Raw genomic sequence first — 19,630 nt, forward strand, 5'->3', positions numbered from 1 at the left:
TTTTAAAAACATTATAACACAGAAATTTCAATTGAAAAATAGATATTAAACATTATCTTTTTTAGGCTCTTTTCTTTCATTTATTAATTCTTTTAATTTTGACAGAGCTTTGTTTATACCTCCTACTTCATCTATAAGTCCATATTTAACGGCTTCTTCTCCTATAAGAATTGTCCCTATATCATTTGCTATTTCATCTGTTTCATTCATTAGTTCTAAGAGTTTTTCTCTATCTATCTTTGATGTCCTTATTATAAAATTTATTATTCTTTCTTGCATTTTTTCAAAATACTTAAATGTTTGTGGTACGCCAATTACTAATCCATTCATTCGTATAGGATGTATAGTCATTGTAGCTGTAGGCACAATAAATGAATAATTACAAGATGTTGCAAGAGGAACTCCTATACTGTGACTTCCACCTAATACAAGAGATACTGTAGGCTTTGAAAGGCTTGCTATCATTTCTGCTATAGCTAGTCCTGCTTCGACATCTCCTCCAACTGTATTTAAAATTACTAAAAAACCTTCTATTTCAGGATTTTGTTCAACAGCTATGAGTTGCGGAATAATATGTTCATATTTTGTAGATTTGTTCTGAGGAGGTGAAACACTATGTCCTTCTATATGTCCTATTATGGTAATAAATTGAATTTTATTGCTTAACTTAGGTACATTTTGTGTGCCCATTTCTTTAATATTTTTAAGATTGGTATTTATATCGGATTTTAGTTTGATTTTAGATGGAATATTAGTCTGTTCAGTCATTTTAAACACTCCCAATTATTTTATAGTCATATTATTATTTTGACCATAAAAAAAACTACTATACTTGAAAATATAGTAGCTTTTTTGAAATACATTTTATTTATTTAATAATTCATAATGCAGTGCTCTTACAGCTTTTTCAAGATTATCTCTAGTTATTAGACATGATATAGTCGTATTTGAATCTGATGTTTGAAGTATTTTTATATTTTCATTAGAAAGTATTTTTACTATTTTCGCCATAACTCCCGGAACACCATGAATTCTATGACCTATAGCTGTTACTTTACTACAATTAGTAGTCAGTTTATATTTTAAATTATAAAAATCTAATATTGATTTTAATATAGTCAAATCTTTTTCTTCTATTGTAAATACTTTTCTCTCTTCAAAGAAATTTATCATATCAATACTTATTTTATTTTTTTCTAATCCATCTAAAAGCAGTTTATTTTTTTCATCATCACTATCTATTTCGATATTTACTTGTACTATATCATTTTTGTAAGCAATAGCAGTAAATAAAGTTTTAGAACATATATTTGAAAAAGTATATTCACTTTTTTTAATAGTTGTTCCATCTGAATCTGTAAAAGTATTTTTTATTTTTAATGTAATATTTGACCTTTCAGCAATTTCTACAGCCTTAGGATGAATAACTTTTGCCCCATCTGTAGCCATTTGATACACTTCATCATAAGATAGACAGTCTATAACATTTGCATCTGGAACTAATCTTGGATCGGCAGTCATAACGCCATCTACATCTGTATAAATTTCAACTACATCTGCTTTTAAAGCTTCTCCTAGTATTACAGCAGTAGTATCACTGCCTCCTCTTCCAAGTGTAGTTATATCTCCGTTTTCAGTTATACCTTGAAATCCTGTTACTACAACTATTTTGTCTTCTTTTAGATTTTCAATAATATTTTTGGGGTCTACTCTTTTAACACATGCATTTCCAAAATTTTCGTCTGTTATAATTCCTGCTTGAAAACCTGTCATTGCAACTGCGTCATATCCTTTAGATTTTATAGTATTTGCCATTATAACAGATGATATTATTTCCCCACAGCTCATTATTAAATCTAATTCTCTACTACATCGTTCAGAAAAAATTGAATTTGCAAAATTAATTAAAGTATCAGTTGCATATGAATCTCCTTTTCTCCCAATTGCAGATACTACAACTACTGGTTTTTTCCCAGATAATTTTGTTTCAATAATTTTATCTGCAATTTTATCCCTAAGCTCTTGAGAAGCTACTGAAGTACCTCCAAATTTTTGAACAACTATATTCATAGATTTCCCCCTCAAAGTAATTAATCTGCCTGTAATTTATATTTATGAAAATAAATTTATGAGTGTTACCATACAAAATGTATTTTACAAGTAAAAATTATTTTCGCTAGAATTTTCAATTTCTATTATTATCATATCACTTCCTATTTTTTTAACACAATCCCAAGGAATTTCAATAAAGTCTTTATCATTAAAAAAAGAAAAATGACTTTTTATATCAGGTACCAATAGAGCTTTAATTTTACCAGTTTTCTCATCTATAAGTAAATCAGAATCTGAAAGCATGCCTAATCTGCAGCCATCACTTAAATTGACAACTTCTTTTCCAGCAAGTTCACTAAATCTCATTTATTATCTCCCCTTTTTTCAAACAGTTTTTTATTACTTTTTACTATATTTATAATTAAAGGAGAGATTTTATTACTTTTAAATTCCCGTAGAACCAAATCCATTTTCGCCTCTATCTGTATGATTTAAATCCTCTACTAAGTTCCATTTTACTTTAACGTATTCACTGATAATAAGCTGTGCTATTCTATCACCTTTATTAATTATAAAATCTTTTTCACCTAAATTAATTAATGGAACTCTTATTTCACCCCTATAATCGCTGTCAATAGTACCTATTCCATTAATAACCGTAACTCCATACTTTATAGCAAGACCACTTCTAGCTCTAACTTGAGCTTCTAAATGGCTAGGAAGTTCTATATACAGTCCTGTCGGTACTAATACTCTTTTAAATGGCGATAATATTATTTTTTCATCTATATTTGCCATTAAATCCATGCCAGAAGCACCTTCAGTTTCATATTTAGGAAGCGGTAAATCAGATTTATTGATAATATTTACAGAAATCATTTGTATTCCTCCTGAAAAATCTAATCTTAAAAGTTTATCAAATCTATAAATTTAGAATAATTATGCTTAATTACTTTTTCATCTGCTTTTCCAACTACTGACATACTGACATTTTTATTAAATATTTTTGCAGTTAAATTATTTAAAGCTTCTAAATCTACTTTATCAATATTAGATAATACTTCGTCATGAGTTTTAATTTTACGTTCAAACAGTTCAGATTTGCCTAACATTGTCATGATACTTCCTGTACTCTCCAGACTTAAAATATAGCTTCCTTTCAATTGTTCTTTTGCTTTTGTTAATTCCTCTTTTGTTATAGAGTTTTTAATTAAACTTTTGAGTTCTTTTAATATCAAATCTGTAACTTTGTCAAGTTGTGATGGACTAAGACTTACATAAATAGTAAAAAGCCCTATATCTTTATAAAAACTTGGATGAGAATATATAGAATATGCTAGACCATTATCTTCTCTAACAGTTTGAAAAAGTCTAGAACTCATACTTCCACCAAATATATTATTTAAAACTAATAAAGGATAGAGGTCTTTCTCATTATTCGTAACTCCTTTAAATCCAATACACAGATGTATCTGTTCTATATCTTTAAATTTATAAAAATAATTACTATTAAAGTCTGGTTTTTTTGCTGTCTTATTTTTTTCTGATTTTAAATTATATCTGCCTATTTTATCATTTAATTCTTTAATCAAATCATCTTCTTTAAAACTACCTGCAACTGATATTACTATATTTTGTGAGTTGTAATTTTTTTTCATATAATCTCTAAGGTCATTTCTTTGAAAAGATTTAACTGTATTATGAGTTCCCAATATAGGCAATCCTAAAGAGTGATTTTTAAATATCGTCTTGGCTAAAATATCGTAAGCTAAATCCTCTGGAGAATCTTCATACATATTTATCTCTTCAAAAATTACACTTTTTTCTCTTTCAATGTCATTTTCTTCAAACTTTGAATTTAAAATCATATCGGTAATTATATCTATTGCTATACTAATATGAGAATCTAAAACTTTTGAATAATAGCAGGTACATTCTTTACTTGTAAAAGCATTCAACTGTCCGCCTATACTATCTATAGCATTTGCAATTTCTTTGGCAGTTCTTGTATGCGTGCCTTTAAAAAGCATATGTTCTATAAAATGAGATATTCCATTATTTAAAGTCGTTTCAGAAATTGAACCTGTTTTAACCCAAAAACCAATAGACACAGACCTTACATGAGGAATTTTTTGTGTAATAACCCTTATTCCGTTATCTAGTATGTATTTTTTATGCATATTTATCTCCTTCATCTTTTATTATAAAACTAACATTATTATAATTTAGATGTATTATTTAATCAAGTTTCAATACATCAGATACTGAACCAATATTTATATCTTTACTTTTGATAGATTTAATAATTTCTTCAAGAGCTTTTATAGTTTCTTCTTTTGGATGCATAAGTACAATTGAAGCATTTAAAGGTTTTTTTAAAACTCTATGTATTATCTTTTCCCTTGTGGAATCTTTTCGCCAGTCAATTGTATCGATATTCCACAAAATAGTTTTGTACCCTAGACTGTCTGCTGCTTTAAGTGTAATATCACTAAAATCACCAGCTGGCGGTGCAAAGTACTTCATATCTATTCCCAAAATATTTTTTACTATATCATGTGTTTTCTTTATTTCCTTATAGTTTCCATCAAAATCTAATTTACTGTGCATTTTGTGTGCATAACCATGATTTCCAATCTCATGTCCTTTTTGATAAATGAGTTTAAGCATATCAGGATTGTTCTTTGCCCATCTGCCTGATACAAAAAATGTTATCTTTATATTGTATTTTTCAAATATATCAAGCATTTTTGGAATATTTTCTGTACCCCAATCTACATTGCATGTAAATGCAATAAATTTATCATTATAACCTTGTCTAATTGGAACTAATTTATCTTCTTTAAAAACTTGCTTATATGAAAAAATATTTATTTTAATTAAAACAGTTAAAGTAAGAAAAATAACAAATAAAAATAACAATATTTTATATTTACTTTTCATTTTTACACCCCCTATATAAATTTCTATGTAATTTTTAATCATATATACAAAAAAACAAAAAACATAAACCTTTTTGGTTTATGCTTTTTTGTTTTTTTGTTCGTCATTATTTTCAATTGCAGCTTTTCTAGATAAATTAATTCTACCTTGATTGTCAATTTCTACTACTTTTACTAATATTTCATCTCCTACTTTAAATAAATCTTCTACTTTGCCAATTCTCTCTTTTGCAATTTGAGAAATATGAACTAATCCTTCTTTTCCAGGTAAGATTTCAACAAAAGCACCAAATGAAGTAATTCTTACTATTTTTCCAACATATATTTCACCAACTTCAACTTCTTTTACAATTTCATTAATCATTTGCATTGCCTTTTCACCTTGAGACATACTGCCTGCAGTTATAAATATTCTGCCATCATCTTCTATATCTATTTTAACATCTGTTTCATCTATGATTTTGTTTATAGTTTTACCTCCCGGACCGATAATATCTCTTATTTTATCAGGAGAAACTTTAGTTTGTAGTACTCTCGGTGCATAAGGCGATAACTCATGACGTGGTTTTGATATTACTTCATTCATTTTGCCTAAAATATATAATCTACCTTTTCTGGCCTGTTCTAAAGCTCTTTCTAAAATTTCTTTATTAATTCCATGAATTTTAATATCCATTTGAATAGCTGTTATTCCCTTTTCAGTACCTGCAACTTTGAAGTCCATATCTCCTAAAAAGTCTTCCATACCTTGAATATCACTTAAAATTACAACATCATCATCTTCTTTTATCAATCCCATAGCAATTCCAGCTACAGGTGCTTTGATTGGTACTCCAGCATCTAAAAGTGATAATGTACTTCCACATACACTTGCTTGAGATGTACTTCCATTTGAACTTAAAACTTCTGAAACCAGTCTTATTGCATAAGGAAATTCTTCTTCAGAAGGTATTACAGGTTCTAAAGCTCTTTCAGCTAAAGCTCCATGTCCTATTTCTCTTCTTCCAGGTCCTTTTAAAAATCTAGTTTCTCCAACACTAAAAGGTGGGAAATTATAGTGATGCATATAGCGTTTTGATTCTTCAAGACCTAATCCGTCTAATATTTGTGCATCACCCAATGCACCTAAAGTTGTAACTGTTAAAACTTGAGTTTGTCCTCTTGTAAACAAACCTGAACCATGTGTTCTTGGAAGAATTCCTACTTCACAAGAGATAGGTCTTATTTCATCAGCTTTTCTATTATCAGGTCTAATTCCCTCTTTAACTATCATTTCTCTAACTAATTCTTTTATTATATTTTCAAGAGAAATTTCGATATGTTTTTCTTGTTCAGGATATTTTTCACTAAAAACAGTTAAAACCTCTTCTTTTACTTTTTCAATATTTTCATTGCGTTCTGTCTTATCTACTGTTTTTATTGCTTCTTTCATTTTTTCTGTACAGTACTCTCTTACTTCTTTATCAATATTTTCATCTAATACAAATAATTCTACCTCTTTTTTCTCTTTACCAATTTCATCTACAATTTTTTCAATAAACTCAACTATCTTTTTTATTTCTTCATGAGCAAACATAATTGCATCTAGCATGATTTCTTCTGGAACTTCATTTGCACCTGCTTCAACCATCATAATAGCATCTTTCGTTCCTGATACAACTAAATGCATTTGAGATATTTCTCTTTCTTTTGCAGTTGGATTTACAACAAATTTGCCATCAATAAGTCCTATTAAGACTGAGCCAGTTGGTCCAGAAAAAGGAATATCTGATATTGACAGTGCTACAGAAGAACCTATCATTGCAACTATATCAGGTGTACAGTCTTGATCAACAGATAATACAGTTGCAATAACTTGAACATCATTTCTATATCCCTTTGGGAATAGCGGACGAATAGGTCTATCAATTAATCGAGAAGTAAGAATTGCCTTTTCAGTAGGTTTACCTTCTCTTTTTATAAATCCGCCGGGAATTTTACCAACTGCATACTGTCTTTCTTCAAAGTCAACACTTAATGGGAAAAAGTCAATGCCTTCTCTTGGTTTATCAGAAGCTACGGCAGTTACAAGAACAACTGTATCGCCATATCTTACTAAAGCAGAACCATTAGCTTGACCAGCAACTTTACCTATTTCTACTCTTAAAGTTCTTCCTGCAATTTCAGTTTCAAATACTTTTTCTATATTTTCCATCCTATACCTCCATTTCTATAATATTTATAATAATAATTCTACATTTAAATATTATTTCCTACGAAATTAAAAAAATTACTTTCATTATTTCTTAATTTTTCTTCAGAAAATAAAATAATAGAGCGGGACCATCCCGCTCACAATTATTTTCTTAAGCCTAATTTTTCAATTAGATTTCTATATCTTTCTAAATCTTTATTCTTTAAGTAGTTTAGAAGATTTCTTCTCTTACCTACCATTTTCAAAAGACCTCTACGAGAATGATGGTCCTTTTTGTGAATCTTTAAATGCTCATTAAGTTCATTAATTCTATAAGTAAGAATTGCTATTTGAACTTCTGGTGAACCTGTATCACCTTCATGAGTTTTAAATTCATTAATAATCTCAAGTTTTTTCTCTTTTGATAGCATGCTTTCACCTCCCTACTTTAAATCGCCTTTAGCCTAGATAAGCACCGGTGAAACGCTAATCTAAGCAAAAGGTTCTTACGATATGTAATTTTAACACATTATATAAATGTTGTAAATAATAAATTTATAAAAATAGCATAATATAGAAATAAACTTATATTATTTTAAAGAAATTTTTTACACTGTATATATCACATTCTATTTGATTGCACAGAAGTTTAACTGTATCAAATTTCATTTCATCTCTTATTCGCTTATGAAATTCCACTTTTATTTCTTTGTCATATATATTTTCACTGAAATTTATTATATAAGTTTCTATACTGTAACTATTTTCATTAAAAGTCGGTTTAAAACCTATATTAGTTATACTGTAATACGATTTATTATCAATATAAGTTTTAGTGATATATACTCCTGTTTTAGGCAAACATAATTTGCTGTCTACTAATATATTAGCTGTTGGAAAGCCAAGCTTAGAACCTAATTGTCTGCCTCTTATGACTTTTCCTCTTAAAAAATACTTCCAACCCAAAAAATTATTAGCCTTTTCCACTTGACCTTCGCTTAAAAATTTTCTAATCAATGTACTACTGACTATTTCATTGTCAATTTTTATTGGCATTACAACATTAATGTCAAAATTATATTTTTTAGATAATTTTTTTAATAATTCTGAACTGCCCTCTGCATTTTTTCCAAATCTAAAATCGTATCCGACAATTATTGCTTCCATATTTAGTCTATTTATTAAAATATCTCGTACAAAATCTTCTGCATAAGTATTTTTATGAAATTCATCAAAGTTTAGTAAGAGTAAAATATCTACTCCCATCTTTTCAAATAATTTTATTTTATCAGCATTAGTTACAATTTTTTTTGGAAAGCAGTTTTTATTAGTCAGTTCTTTAGGATGATTTGCAAAAGTATAAACTATGCTTTTGTTTTTTTTATTTTTACTTAAATTAATCAAATTCTCTATTAATATTTGATGACCTTTATGGAGTCCATCAAATGTTCCTATAGATATACAAGATTTGCAGTCTAATTTTTTTATGTCATTTAAAGAGCTTATTAACTCCATTGAACTTTTCTCCTTACCAGTTAAGAGAATAATTTTTTAATTTGTATAATAGAATGTTCACTATTTTTTTTATATATTCCAATAGCCTTAAATGTATTATTTACATAAAGTCTTACAATTGAACCGTTTTTAATATTTGAATTAAGTGTAAAAGCTTTTTTTTGAAGTGCAACTCCATTTAATAAAAATCTTAATGCAAATTGTTTTACATCAACTCTAGGTAGATATTTTATTGGATAATCAAGTTTATAAATATACTGTTTCTCAAGAATATCTTTATCTAATGCTGTAATTTCTTCAAGTGTCAAAGAATCATCTAAATTAAAGTAACCACTCCTTAATCTAGCTAAAAAAGACATATGTCCTCCACAGCCTAAGGCCATTCCTATATCATGACATAAAGTTCTAACATACGTTCCTTTTGAACAATTTACATCAAACAATATTTTATTGGCATTTATATCTATGATACTTATATCATAGATATAAATTTTCCTCGGCTTTCTTTCAACTGTTATGCCTTGTCGTGCAAGTTCATACAATTTTTTGCCCTTATATTTTAAAGCCGAATACATTGGAGGGATTTGAATTTTTTCTCCTTTAAAAGAATTAAAGACCTCAAATATTTTTTCTTCAGATACATTTACATTAACTGTGTCTAAAATATTACCCCACCTATCTTGAGTATCTGTTACAATTCCAAGAGTTAATTCGGCTCTATATGTTTTTGTATCATTTTGCATAAACTCTATCAGTTTAGTTGCCTTTCCAATGCAAATTGGAAGAACTCCTGTTGCCATTGGGTCCAAAGTTCCAGAATGTCCTACTTTTTTTACATTTAAATTTTTTCTCACAAAATTTACTACATCATGAGATGTCATATTTGGAGGTTTTAAAATATTTAAAAATCCTATCATATTTTTCACCTGAAATTTTCTCTAAATGTATTTAGTAATATATTTTTTGCATTATCAATAGTATCATAAATAGTACAGCCAGCAGCTTTTTTATGTCCTCCACCACCAAATTTTTTAGCAATTATGGAAACATCAAAATCATATTTTGAACGCAAACTGACTTTAATGGTATTATCTGAAAATTCCTTTAAAAGTACTGCAATATTTACACCTTCAATATCTCTTGCATATTCAATAATACCATCAGTATCTGATATATCAATTTTATTTTTTTTAAGCATATCATTCGTTACATATATTACTGCTAGTTTGCCATCAAAATGTAATTCTAAACTATTTAAGACGTCTGACAACAATTTTATTTTATTTATTGGTTTGTTTTGATAAAGTTCTGTATTAATAAATGAAAAATCTATACCTTTTTCTATTAAGTCAGCTGCTATTCTTAAAGTTAAAGGAGTAGTATTACTGTATTTAAAACTGCCTGTATCTGTGGATAAAGCAACATAAAGAGCAGTTGCAATGTTTTTATCTATATATATTTTTAATTTTTTAAGCAACTCATATATAATTTCTCCACATGCTGCAGCTTTTGAATTAACTAAATTGTATTTTCCATAGTTAGTATTTGTACTGTGGTGGTCAATATTTAAAACTTCACTGCATAAGTCTAATAAATATGCTCTATCTCCTAATCTATCTGTATCACTGCTGTCTACAGTTATTATCAAATCTGGTTTAATACTTAACTTTTCAAAATCTTCTGTAGTTATTATTTTACTATTTGCATTTAAAAATTTTAAATTTGATGGCAGTTTATCATTTAAAATTATATATACTCTTTTTTCTAGCTTTTTTAATGCATAAAATAAAGCTATAGATGAACCTATCGTATCTCCATCAGGAAGAATATGGGGAAGAATTATGATATTCTTTCTTCCCTCAAACAACTCTAAATAATAATTATTCATTTTCATCAACTTCCTGAACAGAAGAATTTTTATTTACTTTTTCTATTAATTTACTCATATATACACCATGTTCTATTGACTCATCAAGTTTAAAAATAGGTTCGGGTGTATATCTAACTTTTAAATGTTTTCCCAATTCTCTTCTTATATATCCTTTTGCATTATTTAAAGCTTCAATAGTTTCATTTTTATCTACACTATCATCAAATATACTTATATAAATATTTGTATATCTTAAATCATTAGTTGTATCAACATGTGTTATACTAGTTAGTTTAGATATTCTAGGGTCTTTTAACTGATTCATGATTATACTACTAACTATTTTTTTTATTTCTTCAGATATTCTATTAGTTCTTGCATATCTCATTTGCAATCCCTTCCTTAAATAAAATGAGGTTTTAAGATTTTTTTACCTCTTCAATAATATAAGTTTCTATAATATCTCCTTCTTTAATGTCATTGTAATTTTCAAGACCTATACCACATTCATATCCAGAAGCTACTTCTTTCACATCATCTTTAAATCTTTTTAAAGATGATATTTTACCTTCATATATAACAATACCGTCTCTAACTAATCTTACATTTGAATTTCTAGTTACTTTACCTTCTAGTACATAGCCTCCTGCTATTGTACCAACATTAGGTACTTTAAATGTAGCTCTTACTTCAATTTTTCCTAGCACAACTTCTTTAAACTCAGGTTCTAACATACCTTTCATAGCAGCTTCTATGTCATCAATAGCTTCATAAATAATTCTATAAGTCTTAAGTTCTATATTTTCTGTTTCAGCTAATCTTGTAACACTTGATGATGGTCTGACATTAAATCCTATAACTATTGCATTTGATGCAGAAGCAAGTAAAATATCTGATTCAGTTATAGTTCCAACTGCTCCATGTATAACATTTATTCTTACTTCATCATTGCTCAGTTTAGCTAATGACTGTTTTATAGCTTCTACAGAACCTTGAGCATCTGCTTTGACAATAATATTTAAATCTTTTACTTTACCCTGCTGAATGTGTTCAAAGAGGTCTTCTAGTGTAACTTTTTGAGTAGCTTTTAAAGATTTCTCCCTTATTTCCTGCTGACGTTTTTCAGCTATTTGTCTAGCAGTTTTATCATCTTTTACTACTCTAAATTTGTCACCAGCTTCAGGAACGTCAGATAAACCTAAAATTTCTACAGCAGTAGATGGACCTGCTTTTTTTATTCTATTTCCTTTATCATTAATCATAGCTCTAACTCTTCCATAAGTAGCACCGGCAATTATAGAATCGCCTACATTAAGAGTTCCTTTTTGCACAATAACAGTAGCTACTGGTCCTCTACCCTTATCAAGTTTAGATTCAATTATCGTTCCTACCGCTTTTCTATTTGGATTTGCTTTTAACTCTCTCATCTCAGCTACTAATAATATCATTTCTAGTAATTGGTCAATGCCTTCACCTTTCAAAGCAGAAACAGGTACACAAACTACATCTCCGCCCCATTCTTCTATTAAAACTCCATGTTCGGCAAGTTCTTGTTTAACTCTATCAGGATTTGCATCTGGTTTGTCAATTTTATTAATAGCAACTATTATAGGAACATCAGCAGCTTTAGCATGGTTTATTGCTTCAATAGTTTGAGGCATAACACCATCATCAGCGGCAACAACTAAAACTGCAATATCAGTTATTTGTGCTCCTCTAGCACGAAGTGAAGTAAAAGCTTCATGCCCCGGAGTATCCAAAAATACGATTTTTTCACCATTTATATCAACTTCAGATGCTCCTATATGTTGAGTTATTCCACCAGCTTCACCAGCAGTAACCTTAGTTTTTCTAATTGCATCAAGTAGTGAAGTCTTACCGTGGTCGACATGTCCCATAACTGTTACTATTGGAGCACGTTTAACTAAATCTTCTGGATTATCCTCTTCTTCCTCGAATTCATCATCAGAATTATCATTTTTTTCCAATACGGCTGTATAGCCATATTCTGAAGCAACTATTTCAGCAGTATCAAAATCTATTTCCTGATTTAATGCTGCCATTACTCCTAAATTCATTAATTTCATTATTATTTCATTTGCATTTTTACTGAGTTTATCAGCTAAATCTTTAACTGTTATAGTTTTTTCCAATTTTATTATTAATTCGTTGTCATTTGCATTATCTGATTTTTCAATTTTTTCTTCTTTATTTTTATCTTTATTTTCAGATTGTTTTTTTTCTTTATTATTTTTCTTTGTATTTTTACTACCATTTTTTTCTTCTTTTTCAGATTCATAAAACTCTATGATAACATTTGCATCTTCATTTTCTATAGTACTCATGTGATTGGCAACTTCAAGTCCAAATTCACCTAATTTAGAAATCAATTCTTTACTTGTAATTCCTAACTTTTTAGCTAATTGATAGACTCTAATTTTTGACACATATTTCACCCCCTAAATTTTTAAACACTTCTTTCAATGTTTAATAGCTCGGCTATCTCTAATATCTTCTTTGCAAAGTTTTCATCTTTAATGCCGAAAACAGTTCTGTTAATTTTACCTATTGATTTAGAAAGCATATCACGATTTCCAAATATAATATATGGTATACCGTTTGAATTGCACAGATTAATCATTTTTTTTAAAGTGTTGTGAGAAGCATCTTCTGCAATAATTATTAATTTTATAACTTTCTTTTTTATATATATTTCACATGTGTTTTCGCCAGAAAACAGATTTTTAGATTTTTGTGCAAATCCTAATAGAGAATATATCTTATTTTTCATTTTTATTTAGCTCCTCTATTAATTGTTCGTAAATATCTGAAGGAACTTCTACTCCAAATGCTCTAGCAAGTGCATTTTTCTTTTGCATTTTTTCAAAACATTCTTTTTGCGGACAAATATATGCTCCTCTACCGTGAGCTTTTCCTGTAAAATCTATTTTAATTTCACCTTCTTTATTTCTTACTATTCTTATAAGCTCTTTTTTAGGTTTTTGTTCAAAACAACCTACGCATTTACGAAGAGGTATTTTCTTTTTTTTCATCATTTTTATACCCCCTACTGATTATATTATAAATATTTTTTATTCAACTAATGATTCTTCAAACTGACTCAAACTTTTAATATCAATTTTCCAACCTGTTAGTTTAGCAGCTAATCTAGCATTCTGACCTTCTTTACCTATTGCCAGCGATAATTGATAATCTGGTACAATAACTAAAGCTGATTTTTCTTCTTCATTAATTATAACTTTTTCTACTTTTGATGGGCTTAGAGAATTTGAAATAAATTCTGAAGGGTTTTCGCTCCATTTTATTATATCTATTTTTTCTCCTCTTAACTCATCTACAATATTTTGAACTCTAGCCCCTTTCTGTCCAACACATGCTCCAACAGGGTCAACATCTAAATCAGATGAATAAACAGCAATCTTTGTCCTAGAACCAGCTTCCCTAGATATGCTTTTTATTTCTACTATACCATCATGTATTTCTGGAACTTCTAATTCAAAAAGCCTTTTTACTAATCCCGGATGAGTTCTAGATACTAAAATTTGAGGTCCTTTAGTAGTTTTCTTTACTTCTACTATGTACGTTTTTATTCTGCTACCTTGAGTATATACTTCATTTTGTATCTGTTCATTTGGAAGTAGTATAGCTTCAGTTTTTCCTAAATTTATATAAACAATTCCCTTGCTGATTCTTTGAATAGTTCCAGTTACTATTTCACTTTCTCTATTTACAAATTCTTCATAAATAACAGCTCTTTCTGCTTCTCTAATTCTCTGAACGACAACTTGTTTTGCAGTTTGAGCTGCTATTCTTCCAAAGTTTTTAGGAGTAACTTCTTTTTCAATTATGTCATCTATTTCGTAATTTGGGTCAATCTTTTTTGCATCTTCTAAGCTTATTTCAAATAGCTCATTTTCTACATTTTCAACTACCTGTTTTCTAGAATAGACATGAACATCCCCATTTTCTCTATCTATTGTAATTTTAACATTTTGAGCAGAACCAAAATTCTTTTTATAAGCAGTAATTAAAGCTGCTTCAATAGCTTCTAGGAGAGTTTCTTTAGATATACCTTTTTCTTTTTCAAGTTGCTCAAGAGCTTCTAGTAATTCATTTTTCACTATTTATTCCCCCTAATCAAAATTGATTAAAAGTTTCACAAGAGATACTTTATCTCTTGGTATTGAAATAGAACCTTTTTTTTCTATATCAATAATTATTTTGTTATTTTCTAAACCAAGTAATTTACCTTCAAATATTTTTTGACCATCCATAGGATGATAAAGTCTAACTTCTACCAATTCACCTTTATATTTTTCAAAATCTTTATCACGTTTTAAAGGTCTATCTATTCCAGGTGAAGATACTTCTAAAAAATAACTTTCCTTAATTGGATCTAATTCATCTAACTTTTTACTTAGATATTCACTTGCTTCTTGACAATCATCTAAGGATAAACCTCCTTCCTTGTCAAGATATACCCTTAAATATCTATGCTGTCCTTCTTTTACAAATTCTATATCAACTAAATCCAAATTTTTATCTTCAGTAAAAGGAACTATTAGTTCCTCAACTATATCAACTACACGTTTTTTTTGCAAACTAAATCCTCCTTTTCTATTTAAGTTACACTTTTTATTGGTATTTTTCCAAAAAAAATGTTTACTATTCGTAAAACGGCAGAAAATATATAACAATAAAGAGTGGGAAATTCCCACTCTTTATATAAATTATACTATATTTATATGGAAATTATAACATAAACAATAAATGTATGCAACTCTTAAAATAGAGATAATTGATTGGCTTCTGGAAGATTTTTCAAACAACCATGAGCCTGAAGCGTTTCTATGACAGTTTTTGATACTTTGGTTCTTATTCTAATATCTTCAATAGATAGAAATTCTCCATTTTTTCTTTCATGTGCAATATTTCTTGCTGCACTTTCCCCCACTCCCTGCAGAGACCTTAAAGGTGGCAAAATTGCATTATCTTTAATTAAAAACTTATCTGAATCTGATTCATAAAGGTCAACTTTTAAGAAATTAAAGCCTCTACAGTACATTTCATAAGCTACTTCTAAAACTGTAAGCAAATCTTTCTCCTTTTGTGTAAGATTATTACCTTCATTATTTAATTGATTTATCTTTTCCTTCACAACATCTTTTCCTTTACATATCAAATCTGCATCAAAGTCATCTACTTTAGTTGTAAAATACGTAGCATAAAATGCTAGTGGATAGTGAACTTTAAAATACGCTATTCTAAACGACATCATTACATATGCTACGGCATGAGCTTTAGGAAACATATACTTTATTTTATTACAAGAATCTATATACCATTTTGGAACATTATTTTTCTTCATAAGCTCTTCATTTTCGGGAGTTAATCCTTTACCTTTTCTCACTCTTTCCATGATTGTAAATGCTTCTTTAGGAGGTAGCCCTTTTAATATTAGATAATTCATAATGTCATCTCTTGTAGATATAACGTCTTTTAATTCAGCTATGCCCTGCCTTACTAATTCCTGTGCATTATTAATCCATACATCTGTTCCGTGTGAAAGTCCACTTATTCTGACTAATTCAGCAAATGTAGTTGGCTGTGTATCAATTAACATCTGTCTTACAAACTTAGTCCCAAATTCAGGAATCCCAAGTGAACCAACCTCTATATCAAAATCATCATCAACTAAGTTTAAAGTTTCAGTAGAAGTAAATATCTTTATAGTATCTTTATCATCTAATCGTATATCTTGAGGATTTATACCTGTAAATTCTTCTAACATTTTTATAATCGTTGGAACATCATGACCCAATATATCAAGTTTAAGTAACCTACCGCTTATAGCATGATAATCAAAATGAGTTGTAATTACACCAGAAGATTTATCATTAGCAGGATACTGCACTGGAGTAAAATCATGAATTTCTTTATAATTTGGAACTACCATAATTCCACCGGGATGCTGCCCTGTTGTTCTTTTTATTCCTGTACAGCAAGAAGCTAATCTAAGAAGTTCTTTACTATTTACAGATATATTTTTTTCTTCAAAATATTTTTTTGCAAATCCAAAAGCAGATTTTTCAGCTAAAGTGCCAATTGTACCAGCTCTATAGACATATCCTTTGCCGAAAAGTTCTTCAGTATATTTATGTGCTGTTGGTTGATATTCGCCTGCAAAGTTGAGGTCAATATCTGGTTCTTTATCTCCTTCAAATCCGAGGAATACTTCAAAAGGTATATCATGACCATCTTTTTTATACAATGTACCACAATTTGGACATATTTTATCAGGTAAATCCGCACCACTTCCATAAGAACCATCTGTAATAAATTCAGATTTTTTACAATTTGGACATATATAGTGCGGCGGTAGTGGATTAACTTCAGTTATGTCACTCATAGTAGCTACAAATGAAGAACCTACAGAACCTCTAGAACCTACAAGGTATCCATCACGCAGCGATTTAGTAACTAATTTATGAGCAATAATATACATTACGGCATAGCCATTGCTTATAATTGAGTTTAATTCTCTATCAAGTCTTTTTTGAACTAATTCTGGAAGCGGACTGCCATAAATGCTCTTTGCTTTTTCATAACACATATTCCTCAAATCTTCATCAGCACCTTCTATTCTAGGAGGATAAGTTTCTTGAGGAATGGGTATTATATTTTCAACAGAATCAGCAATTTTATTTGGATTTTCTATGACTATTTCTCTTGCAATTTCATCTTCAAGATAATCAAAGTCTTTTAGCATTTCCTCTGTAGTCTTAAAATAAATAGGAGGCTGATTATCTGCATCAGAATATCCTTGTCCAGTCATTAATATTCTTCTTATAATTTCATCATGTGGTTCTAAAAAATGAACATCGCCAGTTGCAACTACAGGTTTGTTATATTTTTTTCCAAGCTCAATTATTTTCTTATTAATTTCTTTTAAATCATCATAACTCTTTACAATTCCCTTTTCAATCATAAAACTATTATTTTCTATTGGCTGAACCTCTAGAAAATCATAAAAATTTACAATAGATTCTATTTCAGATTCATCTTTATTTTTAAGAATAGCTCTATAAAGTTCTCCTGCTTCACAAGCTGTACCGATTATTAAACCTTCTCTCATAGATGAAAGTAAGCTTTTGGGTATTCTAGGTCTTTTATAAAAAGTTTTTAAATGCGAATGAGTTACTAGCTTATAAAGATTTTTTAAACCAGTATAATTTTTAACTAATATATTTATATGATAAGTATCTAGTTTAGTATAATCTTTTGAATTAGAAGATAGATTATTTATTTCATTAAGCTTTGAAATATTTTTTTCTTTAAGCATAGTCAGTAATTTTATAAATATTTCTGCTGTTGCTTCGGCATCATCTACTGCTCTATGATGATTTTCTAAATTTACATTAAAATGTTTAGCTAGTACATTTAATCTGTGTTTTTTTAAATTTGGAAGAAGTACCCTGCTCAAAGTAAGTGTATCAACTATTGGATTTTTAAAACTTATACCAAGTAAACTGCAATTTTCTTTAATAAAAGATGTATCAAATGAAGCATTATGCGCTACTACCGGATTATCGCCTATAAATTCAATAAATTTCGGAAGCACTTTATCTATAGTTGGTTTATCTTTTACCATTTCATCTGTTATACCAGTTAATTTTACTATTTTTTCAGGTATTTTAATTTGAGGATTAATAAGTGAAGAAAATCTGCCAATAACTTTACCATTTTCAATTTTTACTGCACCTATTTCAGTAATTTTATCATGTTTAAATGACAATCCAGTAGTTTCAATATCAAATACTACAAAAGTTTGCTCTAAAGGTTTATCATTACTGTTAATTACTATAGGTGCTCCATCATTAACTATATATCCTTCCATTCCATATATAACTTTAATACCAAATTTTTTACTTGCATCAATTGCCTCAGGGTAAGCTTGTACAACACCGTGGTCAGTAATTGCAATAGCTTTATGTCCCCATTCAGCTGCTCTCTTTATTAAATCTGTTGCAGTACATATTCCGTCCATAGAACTCATCTTTGTATGAGCATGAAGCTCTACTCTCTTTTGATGTGCATTATCTAATCTGACTTTTTTTTCTGTTTCATTAATATCCCTTGCCATTATGACTAATTCTCTTTCAAATGTATCATAACGTACTAATCCTTTTACTTTATAATGCTTACCCTTCTTTATTTTTTCAAGTATTGCTGAAGCATCTTCTTTCTTTGCAAAAATTTTTATTCCTATAGATGAAGTATAATCTGTAATTGCAAGAGAAATTAATATTTTACCACTTTTTAGTTCTCTTTTTTCTATTTCAAATATTTCACCTTCAACACATACAGTCCCATCTTCCTCAGATAAATTAACAATTTTCACTGGAGCATCTCCAATATTTTGACCCATAACAATACTACCTGATTTAGAAATTGGTTTGCTTTTTTTACTATCTTGTTTAGGTTTAGTATTTGAATTTATAACTATATCTTCAATTAATTTGTTTAACTCTTTATCTCGTTTCTTAATATATTCAGATTGATTAGCAGAAAGACTGTCATTTGCTTTTAAATCTACTTTTATATTTATATTAAAATCATTTTTAAATATATCTTGTATAAGTTTATCACATCTTTTTTTGTTTAAATTTTCTAAAGCTATAAAATCGCTAACTTCTATATTTAAAGTGTTTAAATTTTTATCAAATTTTTTATTACAATTATTAAGCCAGCCTATTAAAGCTGGACTTGTATTTTTTACTTCATATATTATGTTGTCCCAATATTTTGAAACAATTTCCTCTATATCTATATCTAAATTTTTATATGACGTATGAACTTTAAAATCGGCAATAAAAGGTAAATTACTTTTAATATATTCTTCTATTTTATTTAAGTTTATTTTATCTATTATTTTATTGAGCAGCAAATTTAATTTTAATGTTTTAGTAGATTTATTATATATTATTGATTCAACTGAAATAGAATTTTCATCGTTTAATATTTTTATAAATATTTCATTATTAAACTTGTTCATTT

Annotated in this window: 18 protein-coding genes; all 18 read right to left on the reverse strand. The window is 28.5% G+C overall.

Annotation, left to right across the window (positions count from 1 at the left end):
- Positions 1-45: 45 nt before the first annotated feature.
- The 18 genes from BUA90_RS00495 to BUA90_RS00580 all read right to left on the reverse strand — a co-directional run bounded on the left by BUA90_RS00495 (position 46) and on the right by BUA90_RS00580 (position 19,628).
- Complete coding sequence (locus BUA90_RS00495) at positions 46-768, reverse strand: ClpP family protease (RefSeq protein ID WP_094756648.1); 723 nt, start codon at positions 766-768, stop codon at positions 46-48.
- Between the two features lie 96 nt (positions 769-864).
- The gene (dapG, locus tag BUA90_RS00500; protein WP_072965420.1) at positions 865-2,070 is read right to left on the reverse strand and encodes an aspartate kinase; all 1,206 of its coding nucleotides are present in this window, start codon (positions 2,068-2,070) and stop codon (positions 865-867) included.
- A gap of 84 nt (positions 2,071-2,154) precedes the next feature.
- On the reverse strand, positions 2,155-2,418 hold the full coding sequence (locus BUA90_RS00505) for a YlmC/YmxH family sporulation protein (RefSeq protein WP_072965421.1): 264 nt from the start codon (positions 2,416-2,418) through the stop codon (positions 2,155-2,157).
- A 78-nt stretch (positions 2,419-2,496) separates the two neighbouring features.
- Positions 2,497-2,931, reverse strand: a complete 435-nt coding sequence (gene dut / locus BUA90_RS00510; protein ID WP_200793451.1) for a dUTP diphosphatase — start codon at positions 2,929-2,931, stop codon at positions 2,497-2,499.
- A gap of 26 nt (positions 2,932-2,957) precedes the next feature.
- The gene (locus BUA90_RS00515; protein ID WP_072965422.1) at positions 2,958-4,232 is read right to left on the reverse strand and encodes a M16 family metallopeptidase; all 1,275 of its coding nucleotides are present in this window, start codon (positions 4,230-4,232) and stop codon (positions 2,958-2,960) included.
- Positions 4,233-4,290: 58 nt separating this feature from the next.
- Entirely contained in the window at positions 4,291-4,995 is a 705-nt protein-coding gene (locus tag BUA90_RS00520; RefSeq protein ID WP_072965423.1) for a polysaccharide deacetylase family protein, read from the reverse strand.
- A 78-nt stretch (positions 4,996-5,073) separates the two neighbouring features.
- Positions 5,074-7,188, reverse strand: coding sequence for a polyribonucleotide nucleotidyltransferase (locus BUA90_RS00525; RefSeq protein WP_072965424.1), 2,115 nt, complete (start codon positions 7,186-7,188; stop codon positions 5,074-5,076).
- A gap of 143 nt (positions 7,189-7,331) precedes the next feature.
- Positions 7,332-7,598, reverse strand: coding sequence for a 30S ribosomal protein S15 (gene rpsO / locus BUA90_RS00530; RefSeq protein WP_072965425.1), 267 nt, complete (start codon positions 7,596-7,598; stop codon positions 7,332-7,334).
- Between the two features lie 154 nt (positions 7,599-7,752).
- Positions 7,753-8,682, reverse strand: a complete 930-nt coding sequence (locus tag BUA90_RS00535) for a bifunctional riboflavin kinase/FAD synthetase (RefSeq protein ID WP_072965427.1) — start codon at positions 8,680-8,682, stop codon at positions 7,753-7,755.
- 20 nt (positions 8,683-8,702) lie between these two features.
- The gene (gene truB / locus BUA90_RS00540; RefSeq protein ID WP_072965428.1) at positions 8,703-9,599 is read right to left on the reverse strand and encodes a tRNA pseudouridine(55) synthase TruB; all 897 of its coding nucleotides are present in this window, start codon (positions 9,597-9,599) and stop codon (positions 8,703-8,705) included.
- A 5-nt stretch (positions 9,600-9,604) separates the two neighbouring features.
- A complete protein-coding gene (locus tag BUA90_RS00545) occupies positions 9,605-10,570 on the reverse strand; it encodes a DHH family phosphoesterase (RefSeq protein WP_072965429.1) in 966 nt (321 codons plus the stop codon).
- Complete coding sequence (gene rbfA / locus BUA90_RS00550) at positions 10,563-10,940, reverse strand: 30S ribosome-binding factor RbfA (protein WP_072965431.1); 378 nt, start codon at positions 10,938-10,940, stop codon at positions 10,563-10,565. Before rbfA ends, BUA90_RS00545 begins: the two co-directional genes overlap by 8 nt.
- A 31-nt stretch (positions 10,941-10,971) precedes the next feature.
- Positions 10,972-12,999: a translation initiation factor IF-2 gene (infB, locus tag BUA90_RS00555; RefSeq protein WP_072965432.1), complete on the reverse strand. Its 2,028-nt coding sequence runs from the start codon at positions 12,997-12,999 to the stop codon at positions 10,972-10,974.
- Positions 13,000-13,019: 20 nt separating this feature from the next.
- Entirely contained in the window at positions 13,020-13,343 is a 324-nt protein-coding gene (locus BUA90_RS00560) for a L7Ae/L30e/S12e/Gadd45 family ribosomal protein (protein WP_072965433.1), read from the reverse strand.
- Positions 13,333-13,608: an RNase P modulator RnpM gene (gene rnpM / locus BUA90_RS00565; protein WP_072965435.1), complete on the reverse strand. Its 276-nt coding sequence runs from the start codon at positions 13,606-13,608 to the stop codon at positions 13,333-13,335. The genes BUA90_RS00560 and rnpM overlap by 11 nt, the downstream gene beginning before the upstream one ends.
- Positions 13,609-13,644: 36 nt before the next feature.
- Positions 13,645-14,694 carry a transcription termination factor NusA gene (gene nusA / locus BUA90_RS00570; RefSeq protein ID WP_072965436.1) on the reverse strand — a complete coding sequence of 350 codons (1,050 nt, stop codon included), beginning with the start codon at positions 14,692-14,694 and terminating at the stop codon, positions 13,645-13,647.
- A gap of 12 nt (positions 14,695-14,706) precedes the next feature.
- Positions 14,707-15,174 (reverse strand): ribosome maturation factor RimP, encoded by a 468-nt coding sequence (gene rimP, locus BUA90_RS00575; RefSeq protein ID WP_072965437.1) that lies wholly within the window; start codon positions 15,172-15,174, stop codon positions 14,707-14,709.
- Between the two features lie 182 nt (positions 15,175-15,356).
- On the reverse strand, positions 15,357-19,628 hold the full coding sequence (locus BUA90_RS00580; RefSeq protein WP_072965439.1) for a PolC-type DNA polymerase III: 4,272 nt from the start codon (positions 19,626-19,628) through the stop codon (positions 15,357-15,359).
- Between the last annotated feature and the right edge of the window lie 2 nt (positions 19,629-19,630).

It is taken from the genome of Caminicella sporogenes DSM 14501, from assembly GCF_900142285.1.
Lineage (GTDB): Bacteria > Bacillota > Clostridia > Peptostreptococcales > Caminicellaceae > Caminicella > Caminicella sporogenes.